At 69.7% G+C, this 13,140-nt stretch carries 14 protein-coding genes and 1 pseudogene; 6 read left to right on the top strand and 9 right to left on the bottom strand.

Going from position 1 to position 13,140, the window contains the following annotated elements; all coding sequences use genetic code 11:
• A pseudogene (locus ABZX11_RS09775) lies at positions 1-131 on the top strand (IS982 family transposase); the annotation flags it as partial.
• Between the two features lie 20 nt (positions 132-151).
• Here the strand turns inward: ABZX11_RS09775 and ABZX11_RS09770 are convergent.
• On the bottom strand, positions 152-1,252 hold the full coding sequence (locus ABZX11_RS09770) for a LacI family DNA-binding transcriptional regulator (RefSeq protein WP_176174384.1): 1,101 nt from the start codon (positions 1,250-1,252) through the stop codon (positions 152-154).
• A 186-nt stretch (positions 1,253-1,438) separates the two neighbouring features.
• On the opposite strand from ABZX11_RS09770, the gene ABZX11_RS09765 reads away from it, so the two are divergent.
• From ABZX11_RS09765 to ABZX11_RS09755, 3 genes are read left to right on the top strand one after another with little or no spacing between them, the layout of a single operon-like run.
• Positions 1,439-2,332, top strand: coding sequence for a zinc ABC transporter substrate-binding protein (locus tag ABZX11_RS09765; protein ID WP_354911481.1), 894 nt, complete (start codon positions 1,439-1,441; stop codon positions 2,330-2,332).
• 2 nt (positions 2,333-2,334) lie between these two features.
• Positions 2,335-3,180, top strand: a complete 846-nt coding sequence (locus ABZX11_RS09760) for a metal ABC transporter ATP-binding protein (protein ID WP_176174386.1) — start codon at positions 2,335-2,337, stop codon at positions 3,178-3,180.
• A gap of 3 nt (positions 3,181-3,183) precedes the next feature.
• Complete coding sequence (locus ABZX11_RS09755; protein WP_176174387.1) at positions 3,184-4,059, top strand: metal ABC transporter permease; 876 nt, start codon at positions 3,184-3,186, stop codon at positions 4,057-4,059.
• A gap of 1 nt (position 4,060) precedes the next feature.
• On the opposite strand, the gene ABZX11_RS09750 is transcribed toward ABZX11_RS09755, so the two are convergent.
• The 3 genes from ABZX11_RS09750 to ABZX11_RS09740 all read right to left on the bottom strand — a co-directional run bounded on the left by ABZX11_RS09750 (position 4,061) and on the right by ABZX11_RS09740 (position 7,002).
• Positions 4,061-4,495 carry a hypothetical protein gene (locus ABZX11_RS09750; RefSeq protein ID WP_354911477.1) on the bottom strand — a complete coding sequence of 145 codons (435 nt, stop codon included), beginning with the start codon at positions 4,493-4,495 and terminating at the stop codon, positions 4,061-4,063.
• Positions 4,496-4,579: 84 nt separating this feature from the next.
• The gene (locus tag ABZX11_RS09745; RefSeq protein ID WP_354911474.1) at positions 4,580-5,788 is read right to left on the bottom strand and encodes a DUF445 domain-containing protein; all 1,209 of its coding nucleotides are present in this window, start codon (positions 5,786-5,788) and stop codon (positions 4,580-4,582) included.
• A 41-nt stretch (positions 5,789-5,829) separates the two neighbouring features.
• Positions 5,830-7,002, bottom strand: coding sequence for a DUF445 family protein (locus ABZX11_RS09740; protein WP_176178105.1), 1,173 nt, complete (start codon positions 7,000-7,002; stop codon positions 5,830-5,832).
• A gap of 161 nt (positions 7,003-7,163) precedes the next feature.
• Between ABZX11_RS09740 and ABZX11_RS09735 the strand changes: the two genes are divergently transcribed.
• Both ABZX11_RS09735 and ABZX11_RS09730 read left to right on the top strand, forming a co-directional pair.
• Positions 7,164-8,180 carry a hypothetical protein gene (locus ABZX11_RS09735; RefSeq protein ID WP_354911471.1) on the top strand — a complete coding sequence of 339 codons (1,017 nt, stop codon included), beginning with the start codon at positions 7,164-7,166 and terminating at the stop codon, positions 8,178-8,180.
• Positions 8,181-8,602: 422 nt separating this feature from the next.
• Complete coding sequence (locus tag ABZX11_RS09730) at positions 8,603-9,253, top strand: class II aldolase/adducin family protein (protein ID WP_176174391.1); 651 nt, start codon at positions 8,603-8,605, stop codon at positions 9,251-9,253.
• Here the strand turns inward: ABZX11_RS09730 and ABZX11_RS09725 are convergent.
• From ABZX11_RS09725 to ABZX11_RS09705, 5 genes are all read right to left on the bottom strand, one after another.
• The gene (locus tag ABZX11_RS09725; RefSeq protein WP_176174392.1) at positions 9,250-9,903 is read right to left on the bottom strand and encodes an HD family phosphohydrolase; all 654 of its coding nucleotides are present in this window, start codon (positions 9,901-9,903) and stop codon (positions 9,250-9,252) included. The genes ABZX11_RS09730 and ABZX11_RS09725 overlap by 4 nt on opposite strands.
• A 73-nt stretch (positions 9,904-9,976) precedes the next feature.
• The gene (locus tag ABZX11_RS09720) at positions 9,977-10,615 is read right to left on the bottom strand and encodes a hypothetical protein (protein WP_176174393.1); all 639 of its coding nucleotides are present in this window, start codon (positions 10,613-10,615) and stop codon (positions 9,977-9,979) included.
• A 2-nt stretch (positions 10,616-10,617) separates the two neighbouring features.
• Complete coding sequence (locus ABZX11_RS09715; RefSeq protein ID WP_176174394.1) at positions 10,618-11,631, bottom strand: hypothetical protein; 1,014 nt, start codon at positions 11,629-11,631, stop codon at positions 10,618-10,620.
• A 183-nt stretch (positions 11,632-11,814) separates the two neighbouring features.
• Positions 11,815-12,396, bottom strand: coding sequence for a transglutaminase domain-containing protein (locus ABZX11_RS09710; RefSeq protein ID WP_354911467.1), 582 nt, complete (start codon positions 12,394-12,396; stop codon positions 11,815-11,817).
• A gap of 73 nt (positions 12,397-12,469) precedes the next feature.
• On the bottom strand, positions 12,470-13,075 hold the full coding sequence (locus ABZX11_RS09705; RefSeq protein ID WP_354911464.1) for a histidine phosphatase family protein: 606 nt from the start codon (positions 13,073-13,075) through the stop codon (positions 12,470-12,472).
• Positions 13,076-13,140: the final 65 nt, after the last annotated feature.

Genomic DNA, 13,140 nt, shown 5'->3' with positions numbered 1-13,140 from the left:
ACGGCGGACGCACCATCGAGGGTGTCGGCGTCCGCGTCGCCCAACGCCTCCTCGCGTTGACCGCCGCCATCTGGCACAACCGCGCCACCGGCCAACCCATCACCCGATCACTGACCGCCTACGACCACTGACCGAGTTACGCATTACTCGTCTAGCCGCCGAACCAAGGCTCCTCGACCGTCCGCGGCGGCGCGGACGTCCGGCCGACGCGCAGTTCGGTCGGCAGGGTGATCACCTTCGGCGCGCTCCGGTCGCCCGAGCTCAGCAGCAGCCGGCCGGCCGTCTTGCCCTTCTCCAGCACCGGCTGGTGGACCGTGGTCAGCCCGATCCGCTCGGCCTCGGCGATGCCGTCGAAGCCGGTGACCGTGAGGTCCTGCGGCACCCGCAGCCCGCGCCGCTCGGCTTCGGCCATCGCACCGAGTGCGAGGATGTCCGAGGTGCAGATCACCGCCGTGATCTGCGGGTACGCGTCCAGCAGCTGGCGGGCCGCGGACGCGCCGTCGTCCACCGTGTGGTCGAAGCGCTCGACCACCGGGACACCCGCCCAGTCGACGCCCGCCGCCGAGAACGCCACGGCGAGTGCCTCCAGCCGGGTGCGCTGGACGTGGAAGTGCGCGCCGCTCTGGCGGGTCGCCGAGACGAAGTCGTCGTTGCGCTCGCGGGCCAGCCGCATGCAGATCACGCCGACCTGCCGGTGGCCCAGCGTCACCAGGTGCTCGGCGATCTTGCCGACCGCGGCGGCGTCGTCCGGGCCGACGCGGTCGATGCCCTCGAGGCTCGGCTGGTCGATGATCACCGTCGGCACCGGGCGCTCCAGCACGGCGGCCAGGTGCGGGTCGTCGTCCGGGACGGAGTAGACGACGAAGCCGTCGACGCCGGCGCGGTGCACCGCGGCCACGTCTTCACGGCCCGGGCTGGCCGGCACCAGGTGCAGGCCGACGCCGGCGTCTTCGCAGGCCAGCGCCAGTCCTTCGAGGACGCCGACGGCCGCGGGGTCGCGGAAGGCGTAGGAGAGGTTCTCGGTGAGCAGCAGCCCGACCGCGCCCGCCTTGCGGGTGCGCAGGGAGCGGGCGACCGGGTCGGGACCGGGGTAGCCGAGGCGCCGCGCGGTCTCGAGGACCCGGCGGCGCAGTTCCGGGGACAGCTGGTCCGGCCGGTTGTAGGCGTTGGACACCGTGGTCCTGGACACACCGAGCTCCGCCGCGAGCGACGCCAGTGTCGCCTGCCTCCGGGTGCGAATAGGACGTCCCATCAGCAAACCGTAACGGTTCAGATCGGTTTCCTGAAGAGACACCCCGCGTGGTCGATGTCTCGATCCGCATGCGCGAAGACGCATACACCAAAACCCGATCCGGCGGCCAGAAAGTCATCCGGATGGGGTAAGGTGAATCTGACAACGGTTTCCATTAGCGTCTGCGTCCCACTCAGGAGTCAACCGATGAGTTCCCGCCGCACCAGGAGCGTGCTCGCCGCCGCTTCGGCCCTGTCCGTGCTCGCACTGGCCGCGTGCTCCGGCGGCGGCGCGCAGTCCGGCGAGTCCGGCAAGATCAAGGTCGTGGCTTCGACGGACGTCTGGGGCAGCGTCGTGACCGCCGTCGGCGGCGACAAGGTCGAGGTCAAGTCGATCATCCACGACCCGTCGGCCGACCCGCACTCGTACGAGACGACGGCTGATGACGCGTTGGCGGCGAAGGACGCGAAGCTGCTGCTGTCCAACGGCGGCGGCTACGACGAGTTCTTCGACAAGCTCACCGCGCAGGCCGGGGACGCGAAGAAGCTCGTCGCCTACGACATCGCCGCGACCGGCGACGAGAACGAGCACGTCTGGTACGACCTGCCGGGCGTCGACAAGGTCGCCGACCAGGTCGCGGCGCGGCTCGGCGAACTGGAGCCCGCGTCGAAGCAGGCGTTCACCGACAACGCGACGGCGTTCAAGGCGAAGGTCGACGCGCTGGGGAAGCGCCTCGGCGAGCTGGGCACCACGCACCAGGGCACGAAGGTCGTCGTCACCGAGCCGGTGGCGCACTACCTGCTCCGGAGCGCGAAGCTGACGGACGCGACGCCGAAGGCCTTCTCGGACGCCGTCGAGAACGACACGGACGTCCCGGCCGGCGCCGTGAACGAGTACAAGCAGCTCATCGCCACCAAGCAGGTCAAGGCGCTGATCAACAACGCGCAGACGGTGACCCCGCTGACCCAGGACGTCGTCGGGCAGGCGAAGGCGGCCGGGATCGGCGTCGTCGACGTGACCGAGACGCTGCCGCCGGGTGTGACCGACTACATTGGCTGGATGACCGGGGAAGTAGATGCGCTGGCAGGGGCGTTGAAGTAACCATGTCTCCCGTCTCAGACGACGTACGTCCCGCGGTCCGGGTCCGCGGGGCCGGGCTCGCGTTCGGACCCCGGACCCTGTGGTCGGGGCTGGACCTCGTCGTCGAGCCGGGTGAGTTCCTCGCCGTGCTCGGCCCCAACGGTTCCGGCAAGAGCAGTTTCCTCAAGGCGCTGCTCGGCATGCAGGACCTCTCGGCGGGCACGGTCGAGATCGCGGGCGGCCGGCCGGGCGGTGCGAACCGCAAGGTCGGCTACATCCCGCAGCAGCGCGCGATCGACGAGTCGCTGACGCTGCGCGGCGTCGACCTGGTCGGGCTGGGCCTCGACGGGCACCGCTGGGGGTTCGGCTTCCCGGGCATCGCGGCCCGGCGCCGTCAGGTCGCCGCGGCGGTCGACGCCGTCGGGGCCACGCGGTACGCGAAGCAGCCGGTCGGCAGGCTGTCCGGCGGCGAGCAGCAGCGGCTGCGGGTGGCGCAGGCCCTGGTCGGCGACCCGGAGGTGCTGCTCTGCGACGAGCCGCTGCTGTCGCTCGACCTGGCGCACCAGCGCGCGATCAGCGAGCTGATCGACGCCCGCCGCCGCACGGCGGGGACGGCGGTGCTGTTCGTGACGCACGAGATCAACCCGGTGCTGCCGTTCGTCGACCGGGTGCTGTACCTGGTCAACGGCCAGTTCCGGATCGGCAAGCCGGACGAGGTCATGACCACGGAGACGCTGTCGGAGCTGTACGGAACCCGCGTCGAGGTGCTCAAGGTCGGCGGCCAGATCCACATCGCCGGCGCGCAGAGCGCGTTGTGCGAGGGCGAGCCGCACCACCACGAACACGACGTCGAAGAACAAGTGGGCTGAGTCTTGGATCTGTTCGACTTCGGCAAGACCTGGGAACTGATCACCGAGCTGTCCGGGGTGCAGACCGCCCTGCTGGCGGCGCTGATCCTCGGCCTGGTGGCGGGGGTGCTGGGCCCGCTGATCGTGATGCGGCGGATGTCGTTCGCGGTGCACGGCACGTCCGAGCTGGCGTTCACCGGCGGCGCGGCGGCGCTGCTGCTGGGGATCGGCGTCGAGTACGGCGCCCTGATCGGCGCGGTGGCGGCGGCCCTGCTCCTGGGCATCCTGGGCGCGCGTGACGCGGACCGCGACTCGGTGATCGGCGTGATCCTGTCCTTCGGGCTCGGGATGGGCGTGCTGTTCCTGTCGTTCTACAAGGGACGGTCCGGGAACAAGTTCGGGATCCTCACCGGCCAGATCATCACGATCGACTCGACGAACCTGACGTTGTTCGTGGTGTCGTCGGTGGTGGTGCTGGCGGTGCTGGCGCTGGTGTACCGGCCGTTGCTGTTCGCTTCGGTGGACCGGAACGTGGCCGTGGCCCGCGGGGTCCCGGTGAAGACGCTGACCGTGGTGTTCGCGCTGCTGGTGGGGGTCTCGACGGCGTTGAGCGTGAAGGTGGTCGGCTCGCTGCTGGTGGTGGCCCTGATGGTGACCCCGGCCGCGGCGGCGGCCCGCGTGACGGCGTCACCGTGGAAGGCAACGGTGCTGTCGGTGGTGTTCGCCGAGGTGGCGGCGATCGGCGGAATCGTCCTGTCACTGGCCCCGGGGCTGCCGGTGAGCGCGTTCGTGACGGCGATTTCGTTCTTGATCTACGTGGTGTGCCGGGTGCTCGCGTGGCAGCGGGACCGCCGGACGAGGGTCAGCACGGTGGAACCGGCCCTCGTCGCGGCGGCCTGACTCACTGCACCTGGAGCGTGTCGCTGATCGCCCACGCGGACGAGTTCGGGTAGCCGACGGATTGGTAGGCGGCCCTGGTGCGGGTCCGCAGGCACGCGTCGCTCGGCGTCTGCCGGACCGAATGGGGCGAGACGTAGAAGCTCGGGATGGGGGTGCACTGGGTGTAGCCGCCGGACTTGTAGAAGCCGAGGTTGACCTCGGTCACCGCCCAGGTGGTGTCGGTGGCGTTGCCGAAGTGGACGGTGAAGTACACCTCGTTGTTGTCCGCCCAGGCGCAGGACTGCCAGTAGAGGCCGTGGTTCGAGGGCACGTACTGGTAGCCGCTGCACACGTGCCCGAACTGCCCCGGGCCCACGATCACGTCGGCGGACGCGACGCCCGCTCCCGCGAACAGGCCGGCGAGCGAAAGAACGACTGCGGTGACGAATCGCTTCACGGGTTCCCCTTTGCGTGTCCTGGTCGGCCGGGTGGCCGACCGGATCACGCGCGGGTCGTCGCCGGGTTTAGCGGCATCACCCGATCAGCCGAGCATCAGCAGGACCTGCAGCTCCCCGACGAGGAACCCGATCACCCCGCCGACGGCGATCAGCTTCCACTCGTCCTGCCGGAACGCCGGCCGCAGCAAGCCCTCGAACTCCAGCGGTGTCAACGCCAGCATCCGCTGCTCGATCACCTTCGCGACGTCCATCGCCTCGGTCAGGTACCCCTCGGCGTACCGGGCCGTGTCCGGTAGCTGATCGAGGGCCTTCCGGGCCGCCGCGTGCTTCATCTCGCGCAGGCGGGTGCCGCCCAGGGTGCGGGACAGCGGGAGCTGCTTGTCGACCGCGTCCGAGACGAGGTTCTCGACCATGGCCGCCAGGCGGTCGGCGCGCGGGCCGCGCAGGATCGCGTCCAGCAGGTTCCGGACGGTCAGCACCTCGGTCGCGATCAGCTCGCCGTACTGCCGGGCCACCTCGGCCCGGCGGCGCTGGAACTTGCCCTGGAAGATCACCCGGCCCACGCGCACCGGCTCGCGCGGGACGAAGATCAGCTTGATCGCCAGCCAGTCGGTGCACAGCCCGATCACCCCGCCGAAGACCGGCAGCACCCACGGCTCGCGGGTGAACGCCCACACGATCGTCTGGACCAAGCCGAGGCCGAACCCGAAGTAGATCCCCATCCGGGCGATGAACGCCATCTCCGGGCGGGACGTCTCGCGGATCAGCCGGACCAGCAGCGCGCGGTCCCGGGTCAGCCGCTGGACCGTCATGTGCTGGACGTCGAGGACCTCGTCGAGGTTCTCGCGGACGTCGTCGAGGAACTCCCGGACCAGCCGCGGTGCCGCCGCCTGGACCTGCTTGATCAGCATTTCCTGGGCCAGCGTCGGCATGACCTCCCACAGCCGCGGGTGGTGCTCGGCCAGCACCTCGCGCGCGGTGTGGTCGACCGCCTTCAGCAGCGGCTGTTCGAGCTCGCTGGTGATGATCACCGGGTCGATCCGGTCCAGCACTTCGCGCAGGTCGAGCAGGTTCGCCGTCAGCAGCTCGGTGGCGACGGCGGCCATTCGGCCGCCGTGCTTGGGGACGACGCCCTGCCAGCCGAGGAACGGCGGGATCCCGACGAAGTCGAGCGGCCGGAACATCATCTCGATGGCCACGCGCTTGGTGACGTACCCGATCAGCGCGGCGACGAACGGCATCGCCGCGTACAGCGGCCAGCGCAGGGCGAGGTCGTGCAGGACAGCGTCCATGCCGGCCTCCCCTCGCGATCCCGAGAGCGAAACCGTACCGGCTACCCGAGCAGGGCGAGCACCTGCAGTTCCCCGACGAGCCCGCCGATCACCGCGCCGACGGCGATCAGCTTCCACTCGTCCTGGCGGAACGCCGGCCGCAGCAGCTGCTCGAACTCGAGCGGGCTCAGCTTCTTCATCCGGTCCACGATCGTGTTGCGCACGTCGAGCGCGTTGATCGCGTAGTCCTCGGCGTGGCGGATCGTCTCCGGGACGCGTTCCGCGGCCTTCGCCGCCGCCGTCTGCTTCATCTCCTGGAACTTCCTCGTGCCGACCGCCATGGCGACGAACGGCTTGACGACGCTCGCCTGCGCGTCGATCGTCTTCTGCACCTCGCGGGTGATCAGCGCGAACAGCTTGTCGGACTTCGGGCCGCGCAGTACGGCTTCCAGGAGGTTCGGGATGGTGATGATCTCGCGCGCGATCATGTCGCCGTAGTCGGCGGCCACCTGGTCGCGGCGCTTCTGGAAGACGCCCTGCCAGGTGTAGAGGCCGAAGAACCGGCGCGGCTCGCGGGGCAGGAAGATCATCTTCAGGGCCAGCCAGTCGGTGAGCCAGCCGATGCCGAGGCCGAACAGCGGCAGCACGATCGGCGACTTCGTCAGCGCCCAGACCACCAGCTGCACGCAGCCGAGGCCGAACCCGAAGGCCAGGCCCGAGCGGGCGATGAACCGCATCTCCGGCCGTGAGATGTCCCGGATCAGCCGGTTGAGCAGTGCCTTGTCGCGGACCAGGTTCGTCACGACCATGTGCTTGAGGTCGAGGACGTCCTCGATGTTGCCGGCGATCTCCCGCATGATCTTGGTGATCGCCTTCGGCGCCTCGGCCTGGACGCGCTTGAGCAGCAGCTGCTGCGCGCTGTTCGGCAGGACCTCCCACAGCCGCGGCTGGTAGGTCTCCATCACCTCGCGGGTGACGTCCTCGACGACCCGCAGCAGCGGCTGCTCGATCTCCTTGGCGACTTCCGCCGGGTCGAGCCGGGCGAAGATCTCCTTCGGGTCGACCAGGGTGGTCGTCAGCATCTCGGTGGCGGTGGCCGCCATCCGCTCGGCGTTCGCCGGCAGCACGCCCTGCCAGCCGAAGGGTTTGACGCCGACGAACTCCAGCGGGCGGAACATCATCTCGATGGCGACGCGCTTGGTGACGTAGCCGATCAGGGCCGCGATGACCGGCATGGTGACGTACACCTGCCAGTGCGTGCCGAAGTCCACGCGCGCACGTTAGCGGCTCGGGCCCGACCAGCGCGGAATGCCATGCGTCACGGGGGGTTGCCGAAATAGTGATGCATCCGATTGGCGGTACGTCTTCACGGGCTCTTGCTCATTAAGGTGGCCCGATGGTCGCGCCTGAGAAGCCCCAGTCCGCCCCGAAGACCGCCCAGTTCGCCGTGGGTGTCCGCGGCTACAACCAGCGTCAGGTCGACGAGCGCATCGCCGAACTGAACAAGGACCTGCGCGAGACGTCCCGCAGCCGCGACGAAGCCGTCGCGACGTCGTCGGACCTCTCGAAGGCCCTCGCGTACGCGCAGAAGGAGCTGGCCGAGACGAAGGCCGCGCTGGCCAGGATGAGCTCGAGCCCGTCCGGCGCCGGCGCGATGGCCGAGCGCGTCCGGATGATGATGCAGCTGGCCGAGGAGGAGATCGCGGACCTCCGTTCGGCGGCGGAGGCGGACGCGGCCTCGACCCGCGACCAGGCGGACAAGTACGCGCACGAGACCCGCCGCACGGCCGACAAGCTGGCGAAGGACGCGGAGGAGGAGCGCGCCCGTCTGCTGTCGGAGGCGAAGGGCGAGATCGAGAAGCTGAACGCGGCGGCGGGGGCGAAGAGGGTCGAGCTGGCGGCGGCGGCCGACCGGGCCCGCAAGGAAGCGGACGCGGCGGCGGAAGCGGCGGCGGCTGCGTTGCGCGAGGAGGCGGACCGCGTCGCGGCGGAGGAGCTGGCCGCGCGGAAGAAGGCGTTCGAGGAGGAGTTCGCGCAGAAGAAGCGCGAGACGGAGGCGGCGTTGGCGGCCGCCCAGGCATCCCAGGCGACGGCGGACGAGAACCGGAAGCTGGCGCTGGACCTGCGGGCGAAGGTGGCCGAGCGGATCGCGGCCACGGATGTGGCGGTGAAGGAGGCGATGAGGTTGCTGGCACCGCCGGAGGAGGCGGCTTCGGACGCGGGCCCGGCTTTGGCGCTGGCTTCGGCTTCCACTCCGGCTTCGGCGTCGGGTTCCGGCTCGGCTTCGGCTCCTGGCTCGGCTCCGGCTGCCGGCTCGGCTTCGGCGGAGAAGCCGGCTTCGGCGGCGAACGGCGACCGCAAGCCGGCTCCGAAGCCCTCGGCGGCCCCTCCCGCGGCTCCGGCGAAGGCCTAGTTATCCACATCGGCCCGGGTTGTCCACAGATTTCGCGAGTGGGCGTTTTTGCAGGCCAGGGCCGGTAGACTGTACTTGGGCACGCACCCTGGGAGTGGCGGGGGAGTTTGGTCGGGCCCCGGGTGGCTTCCCGCTCCCGGGGCAGGGCAGGTTTCCGGCGGCGGCCGCGTGCAGAGTTCGGCCGTTCGCGAGGCGGGCCGACGTCCGAGATGCCACCGCAACTTCGCCGGAGTGGCGTCCATGCGCGCCGAGACACGGCCCGAGTCCGAGCAACCTCACTGGAGCGGCGTGCCCCAGCGGCCAAGCCGCCAACCCACCCCGGCAAAGCGCGTAAATCCCCCGCCCGGGGAGGTGGCCCCCGCTCGGGGGTGGCTGGCAATCTGCACAGCAGATGCCGATCACCCACGAGACGGGACCTGCGCATGATCCTCGAGACCGAGCGGGCCGCCGTGTGTGCCTATGCGCGGCGGATGGTCGGGGATGGCCTGGTCGTCGGGACCTCCGGGAACGTCTCCGTGCGGGGCGGTGATCTCGTCGCCGTCACGCCCACCGGGGTGGCCTACTCGAGCCTCACCCCCGCCGACATCCCCGTTGTCGACCTCGGGGGGCAGGTCGTCGACGGGGCGCTCAAACCCACCAGCGAACTGCCGATGCACCTGTCCGTGTACTGGGACGTTCGCGACCCGGACGGGGAGCCCGTGACGGCCGTCGTGCACACGCACTCGCCGCACGCCACCGCCGTCTCCACGCTCGTTCGGGAGGTTCCGCCGATCCACTACATCATCGCCACCATCGGCCCCTCCGTGCGCGTTGCCCGCTACGCCACCTACGGCACGCCGGAGCTCGCCGCCGCCGTGCTCGAAGCGCTTGAAGGGCGCCGTGGCTGTCTGATGGCCAACCACGGCACCCTCACCTACGGCGATGGCCTCGAAGCCGCCTACCACCGCGCCCAGCAGCTCGAATGGGCCTGCCGCGTGTGGCTGCTCGCCCAGAGCGCCGGGCGGCCCAGCCTGCTGCCGCCGCCCGAGGTCGCGAACGTCGTCGAACGGCTGAAGGGCTACGGGCAGGGCTAAGACGCCACCGCGTCCAGCAGCTCCACCACCGTCGGGTCGTCGACCGCCTCCTTGATGCACTGCCACAGCTGGAGGTTCGCCGTCGCCCAGCGCGAGTACGTGGCCGCCGCCTCCGGGTTGTAGAAGTAGTAGCCCTCGTCGTGGACGTCGCACTGCTCGCCGACGATCTTGTGGGCCAGCTCGCGCAGGCTCAGGCCGTTCTCGCGCAGGTAGCGGTGCGCCAGCACCACCGGCGTCACCGGCAGCGCCTTGAACAACGTGTCCGCGTCGCTCAGCGCCTGTGCCTCCAGCGAAATGTCGCGGCCGCGGGTGGCCATTTCCGCTTCGTCGACGATCTCGTCGATCCACCGCGCGATCCGCGGCGGAACACCGCATTCGGCGAGGATTTCCAGCCGCAGGCTCCGGCCCGCCGCGGCCGGCGAGTTCCGGAGCACCAGGTAGTTGACGTCGTGCACCAGCGCGGCCACTTCCACCACCGCCACGTCGGCGCCGTTGTGCCGGGCGAAACCGGCCGCCTTCGCGCGGACGAAACCGACGTGGTGCCAGCCGTGGAACTGCAGCCGGTCGGCGTACTCCCGGCAAAGCCGGTGGACCCTTTCTTCGACGGCGCCGACGATCACGTGGTCGATCGTGCTTTCCTGCGTGCGCATACACCTCTCCCATCCCGGCCGTGGTATTCAGACGGGTGGAGTAATGGTAAGCGCCGCTGACGCCGGTGTGTAGCTAGATGCGGTCGGCCAATTCCCCCAATCGGACCTCCACCGGAACGTGACGATGGCCGATTCCCGAGGCCGGGTCGAAAGACAGGCTGAAACTGCTCACCGGGCGTGATTTGACGAGGAAAGTCATCGTCCCGGTGGCCGCTTCGGGGATCCGGTGGAATTCGTCGGCCAGCATGGTGGCACACGCGCCGGCCGCGCAGAGCGTCCGGCGGCGCAACCGCGCCGACGCGATCAGCCCGGTGCCGTCGTCGATCGTCGTTTCGTACCTTTCGTGGAGGTAGTCACCACGGAGGATCGTGGTGCAGAAGTGGTACCTGTGGTTGTGCACGGAATCCGCGTACCCTTCCCGCCAGTCCTGCTGCGCCTTGTATTCGTGCAGCCAGAAGGAAAACGGGTCGGACGGCGAATCGAGCAGGCACCAGGCGAAGTGGGTGGTCGTTTCCCGCGACGAGCGCAGGACCTTCGTGGCCTGCGCGGCGGACAGCGCGCGCAGCTGCGTGCGCAGTTCGTCCCGCAGGCCGGGCTGGGCGGCCCACGGCCGGAACCAGCCGTCGACCACGCGCCAGTCCGCGGCGAGCGGGAACCCGGCCGTGCGCAGGCGCGTGGCCAGTTCGGACAAGGGGGACAGGCGGGTGAGCAAGGTCAGCTCCCTAGCTCGGCGACTGCGGAGAACTCCGCGCGGAAGGCGTGGAACTTCGCCTCCAGCTCGCGGAACTGCTCCTCGGACAACGGGGATCCGGTGATCTTCTCGAACAGCGCCAGGAAATCCGTCCGCGTCGTCGCGGACGTGATGCGGAAGTGGCGGCCGGTCCGGGACTGCGAGACGCGCACGAACTCGGCGCGTTCCATGTTGTAGAGGAAGGACCCTTCGGTGAACCGCAGGGACCGCGGGTACAGCTTGGTGGCGCCGCGGACGTCGCTGTAGAGCGACACCCACACGCTGTCGTCGAACATCTCGAGCCGGTCCAGCGGCGGGTCGGCGACCACGGTGATGTCGACCTGCGCGCAGCGGCTGCGCGCCAGGAAGAGGCCGACGAGCCCGATCCGGATCTCCTCTTCGAGCCGGGTCTGGATCTGCTCGTAGTCGACGTCGCCCGCCTCGCGCCGCAACAGGTAGCGGGCGCGCCCGCTGATCGAGCTCGCGTCGCGCGGATCGGCGATGACCGCGCGCAATTCCCGCTCGGTGCGGGAAAGCAGCAGCCGGGCGGCCGCGTGCCGCCCGGAGAAGCCGCGGAAGAAGTACTGCCGGGTCGCGTCGAGGTCGGCCATCAGCGCGCGGTTGAACGCCGGGTCGGGCTCGGTCGTCGCCTCGAACACGTCGGTGGGGAAGAACTCCTTGTTCAGCGCGCGGTATTCGGCGCTCAGGTCCTCCAGCGCACGCCGGCTCTCCTCGATCACCGGGGTGACGAGCGCCTTCTGCGACGCGCTGGCGGTGATCAGGGTCTGGCCGAACCCGACGATCGCGGAGATCAGGGTGCCGGTGCCCAGCGACGTCACCAGGTTCTTCCCGGTGCCGGGCTCCATCAGACCGGCGACCCACAGGCTCAGGCCGGCGACCACGACGAGCACCGTGAGGAGCAGGCTCGTCCTGGTCCAGAAGATCTCCTGCAGTGGGGTACGGCGGAGGCGTCCGCCATCCGCGGCCACGTGCTTCACCTCCCTCGAACCACCCGAACGGACGTATGCGAAATGTGTCTGTTCGAGTGCGGGGAGTCACTTTACGCGCCTTACGGGGTGCGCGAAATAAGAAGTTCGGGGGACAGAGCTGACGGACAGACGTCACTCTCGGCAATAATTTACCAGGTGGGCCGGTTTTCCGAAAATACCGGAAAACCATGATCAAAGCGTGCGCGGCAGCCCGTTTTCGTACCAGCCGGGGCCCGGTTCGGTCTTCATCAGGAAATCCACGACGACCGGTGCGGGTGCCGGGTGGATCTCCGGGTGATCGCGTTCGCCGCGGGCGGGTTCGACCGGCCAGGCGAGTTTCTCCGCGTCGAGCGAAAACTCGCCGCCGGCGCCCGTGCGGTTGCCGCGGGCGTCGAGCCTGGACCACTTGCCGTGCAGGTACACCGCGTTCAGCCCGTGCAGCGCGGAGAGCTCTTGGTAGCAGAAGCCGGCCGGAATCCCTTGTGCCCGCAGCAAAGCCGCGAGCAGGTGCGCCTTCGCGTAGCAGATGCCGACGCGCTCGCGCAGGACGTCCGACGCGCGCCAGGTGACGCGGGCGTCGGCGGCGTCGATGACGTGGTCGACCTCGTCGCGCACGAAGAGGAACGCGGCTCTGGCCGCTTCCGCGGGATCGCCGCCGGCCGGGCGCAGGGCGTCGGCGAGGGTGCGGATCGACGGGTGTCCGTGATCGACGACGGCGTCCGCAACGAGGTAGTCGCTGAGCCGATCGGACGTGGGGACCGGGCGGGGATTCATCCGCGCATCCTGACAGGCTCGGCCATTCGGGCGAGACCGGTTTTCCGGCGTCGGCACGCTCCGCGTTCGGCGACTACGGAACGTAGAAATCGGGTGGGAAGCCGGTCCAGCGGAGTTCTGCCGGGAGGTGGCTGAGGTCGTTGTACGTCAGCAGTGCCGCTGGGCGGCCCGGTGAGTACTGGATGACCGTCAGGCCGGCGTGGGCGTGGGAGAGGGTGAGCCAGCGCCAGTGCGGGGCGTCCTGGGCGGCGCGGACCAGCCAGCCGACGAGGAAGTTGTGCGTAACGACGACGTCGTACCTCGGCTCGCTTCCCGGCACCGGGCCGGTGAAGCGGCGTTCTGCGTCGGCGGCCAGGTCTTCGTCGGCGGGCGGGAACTGGCGGGTGAAGGCCAGTATGAGGTCTCCGGAGGTTTCCGGGAGCTCTTCCCGCCTCGGGGTGTACGGGACGAAGTCGCCTGCTGCCTTTTCTTCTTGGACGGGGACGCCGGGGAGCTGGGCGGCAATGAGGTGGGCCGTCTGTGCCGCTCTGGCGAGGGGGCCGTGGTGGATAGTTGTCACCGGGACGTCCCGGAGGCGTCTGCCCAGGAGGATCGCCTGGCGGTGGCCGGCTTCGGTGAGGCTTCCGTTCGGCCCCGCTTCACCGTGACGGGTGAGGAAGAGGTACCGGGTCGTCAGCACGGGGTCAGGGTTTCATGCTTGGGCCGTTCGGGTGAGCCGGTTGGGCGGATTGAACTGGTGTTCGT

The organism is Amycolatopsis sp. NPDC004169, from assembly GCF_040610315.1.
GTDB lineage: Bacteria > Actinomycetota > Actinomycetes > Mycobacteriales > Pseudonocardiaceae > Amycolatopsis.
The sequence above is the reverse complement of the archived record's forward strand: the minus strand, read 5'-3'. Positions and strand labels throughout refer to the sequence as shown.

What these genes read in the sequence shown, in the direction of transcription:
- ABZX11_RS09770 (WP_176174384.1), bottom strand. Translation starts at nt 1,252, where the DNA reads ATGGGACGTCCTATTCGCACCCGGAGGCAGGCGACACTGGCGTCGCTC.
- ABZX11_RS09765 (WP_354911481.1), top strand. Translation starts at nt 1,439, where the DNA reads ATGAGTTCCCGCCGCACCAGGAGCGTGCTCGCCGCCGCTTCGGCCCTG.
- ABZX11_RS09760 (WP_176174386.1), top strand. Translation starts at nt 2,335, where the DNA reads ATGTCTCCCGTCTCAGACGACGTACGTCCCGCGGTCCGGGTCCGCGGG.
- ABZX11_RS09745 (WP_354911474.1), bottom strand. Translation starts at nt 5,788, where the DNA reads ATGGACGCTGTCCTGCACGACCTCGCCCTGCGCTGGCCGCTGTACGCG.
- ABZX11_RS09740 (WP_176178105.1), bottom strand. Translation starts at nt 7,002, where the DNA reads ATGCCGGTCATCGCGGCCCTGATCGGCTACGTCACCAAGCGCGTCGCC.
- ABZX11_RS09735 (WP_354911471.1), top strand. Translation starts at nt 7,164, where the DNA reads ATGGTCGCGCCTGAGAAGCCCCAGTCCGCCCCGAAGACCGCCCAGTTC.
- ABZX11_RS09730 (WP_176174391.1), top strand. Translation starts at nt 8,603, where the DNA reads ATGATCCTCGAGACCGAGCGGGCCGCCGTGTGTGCCTATGCGCGGCGG.
- ABZX11_RS09725 (WP_176174392.1), bottom strand. Translation starts at nt 9,903, where the DNA reads ATGCGCACGCAGGAAAGCACGATCGACCACGTGATCGTCGGCGCCGTC.
- ABZX11_RS09710 (WP_354911467.1), bottom strand. Translation starts at nt 12,396, where the DNA reads ATGAATCCCCGCCCGGTCCCCACGTCCGATCGGCTCAGCGACTACCTC.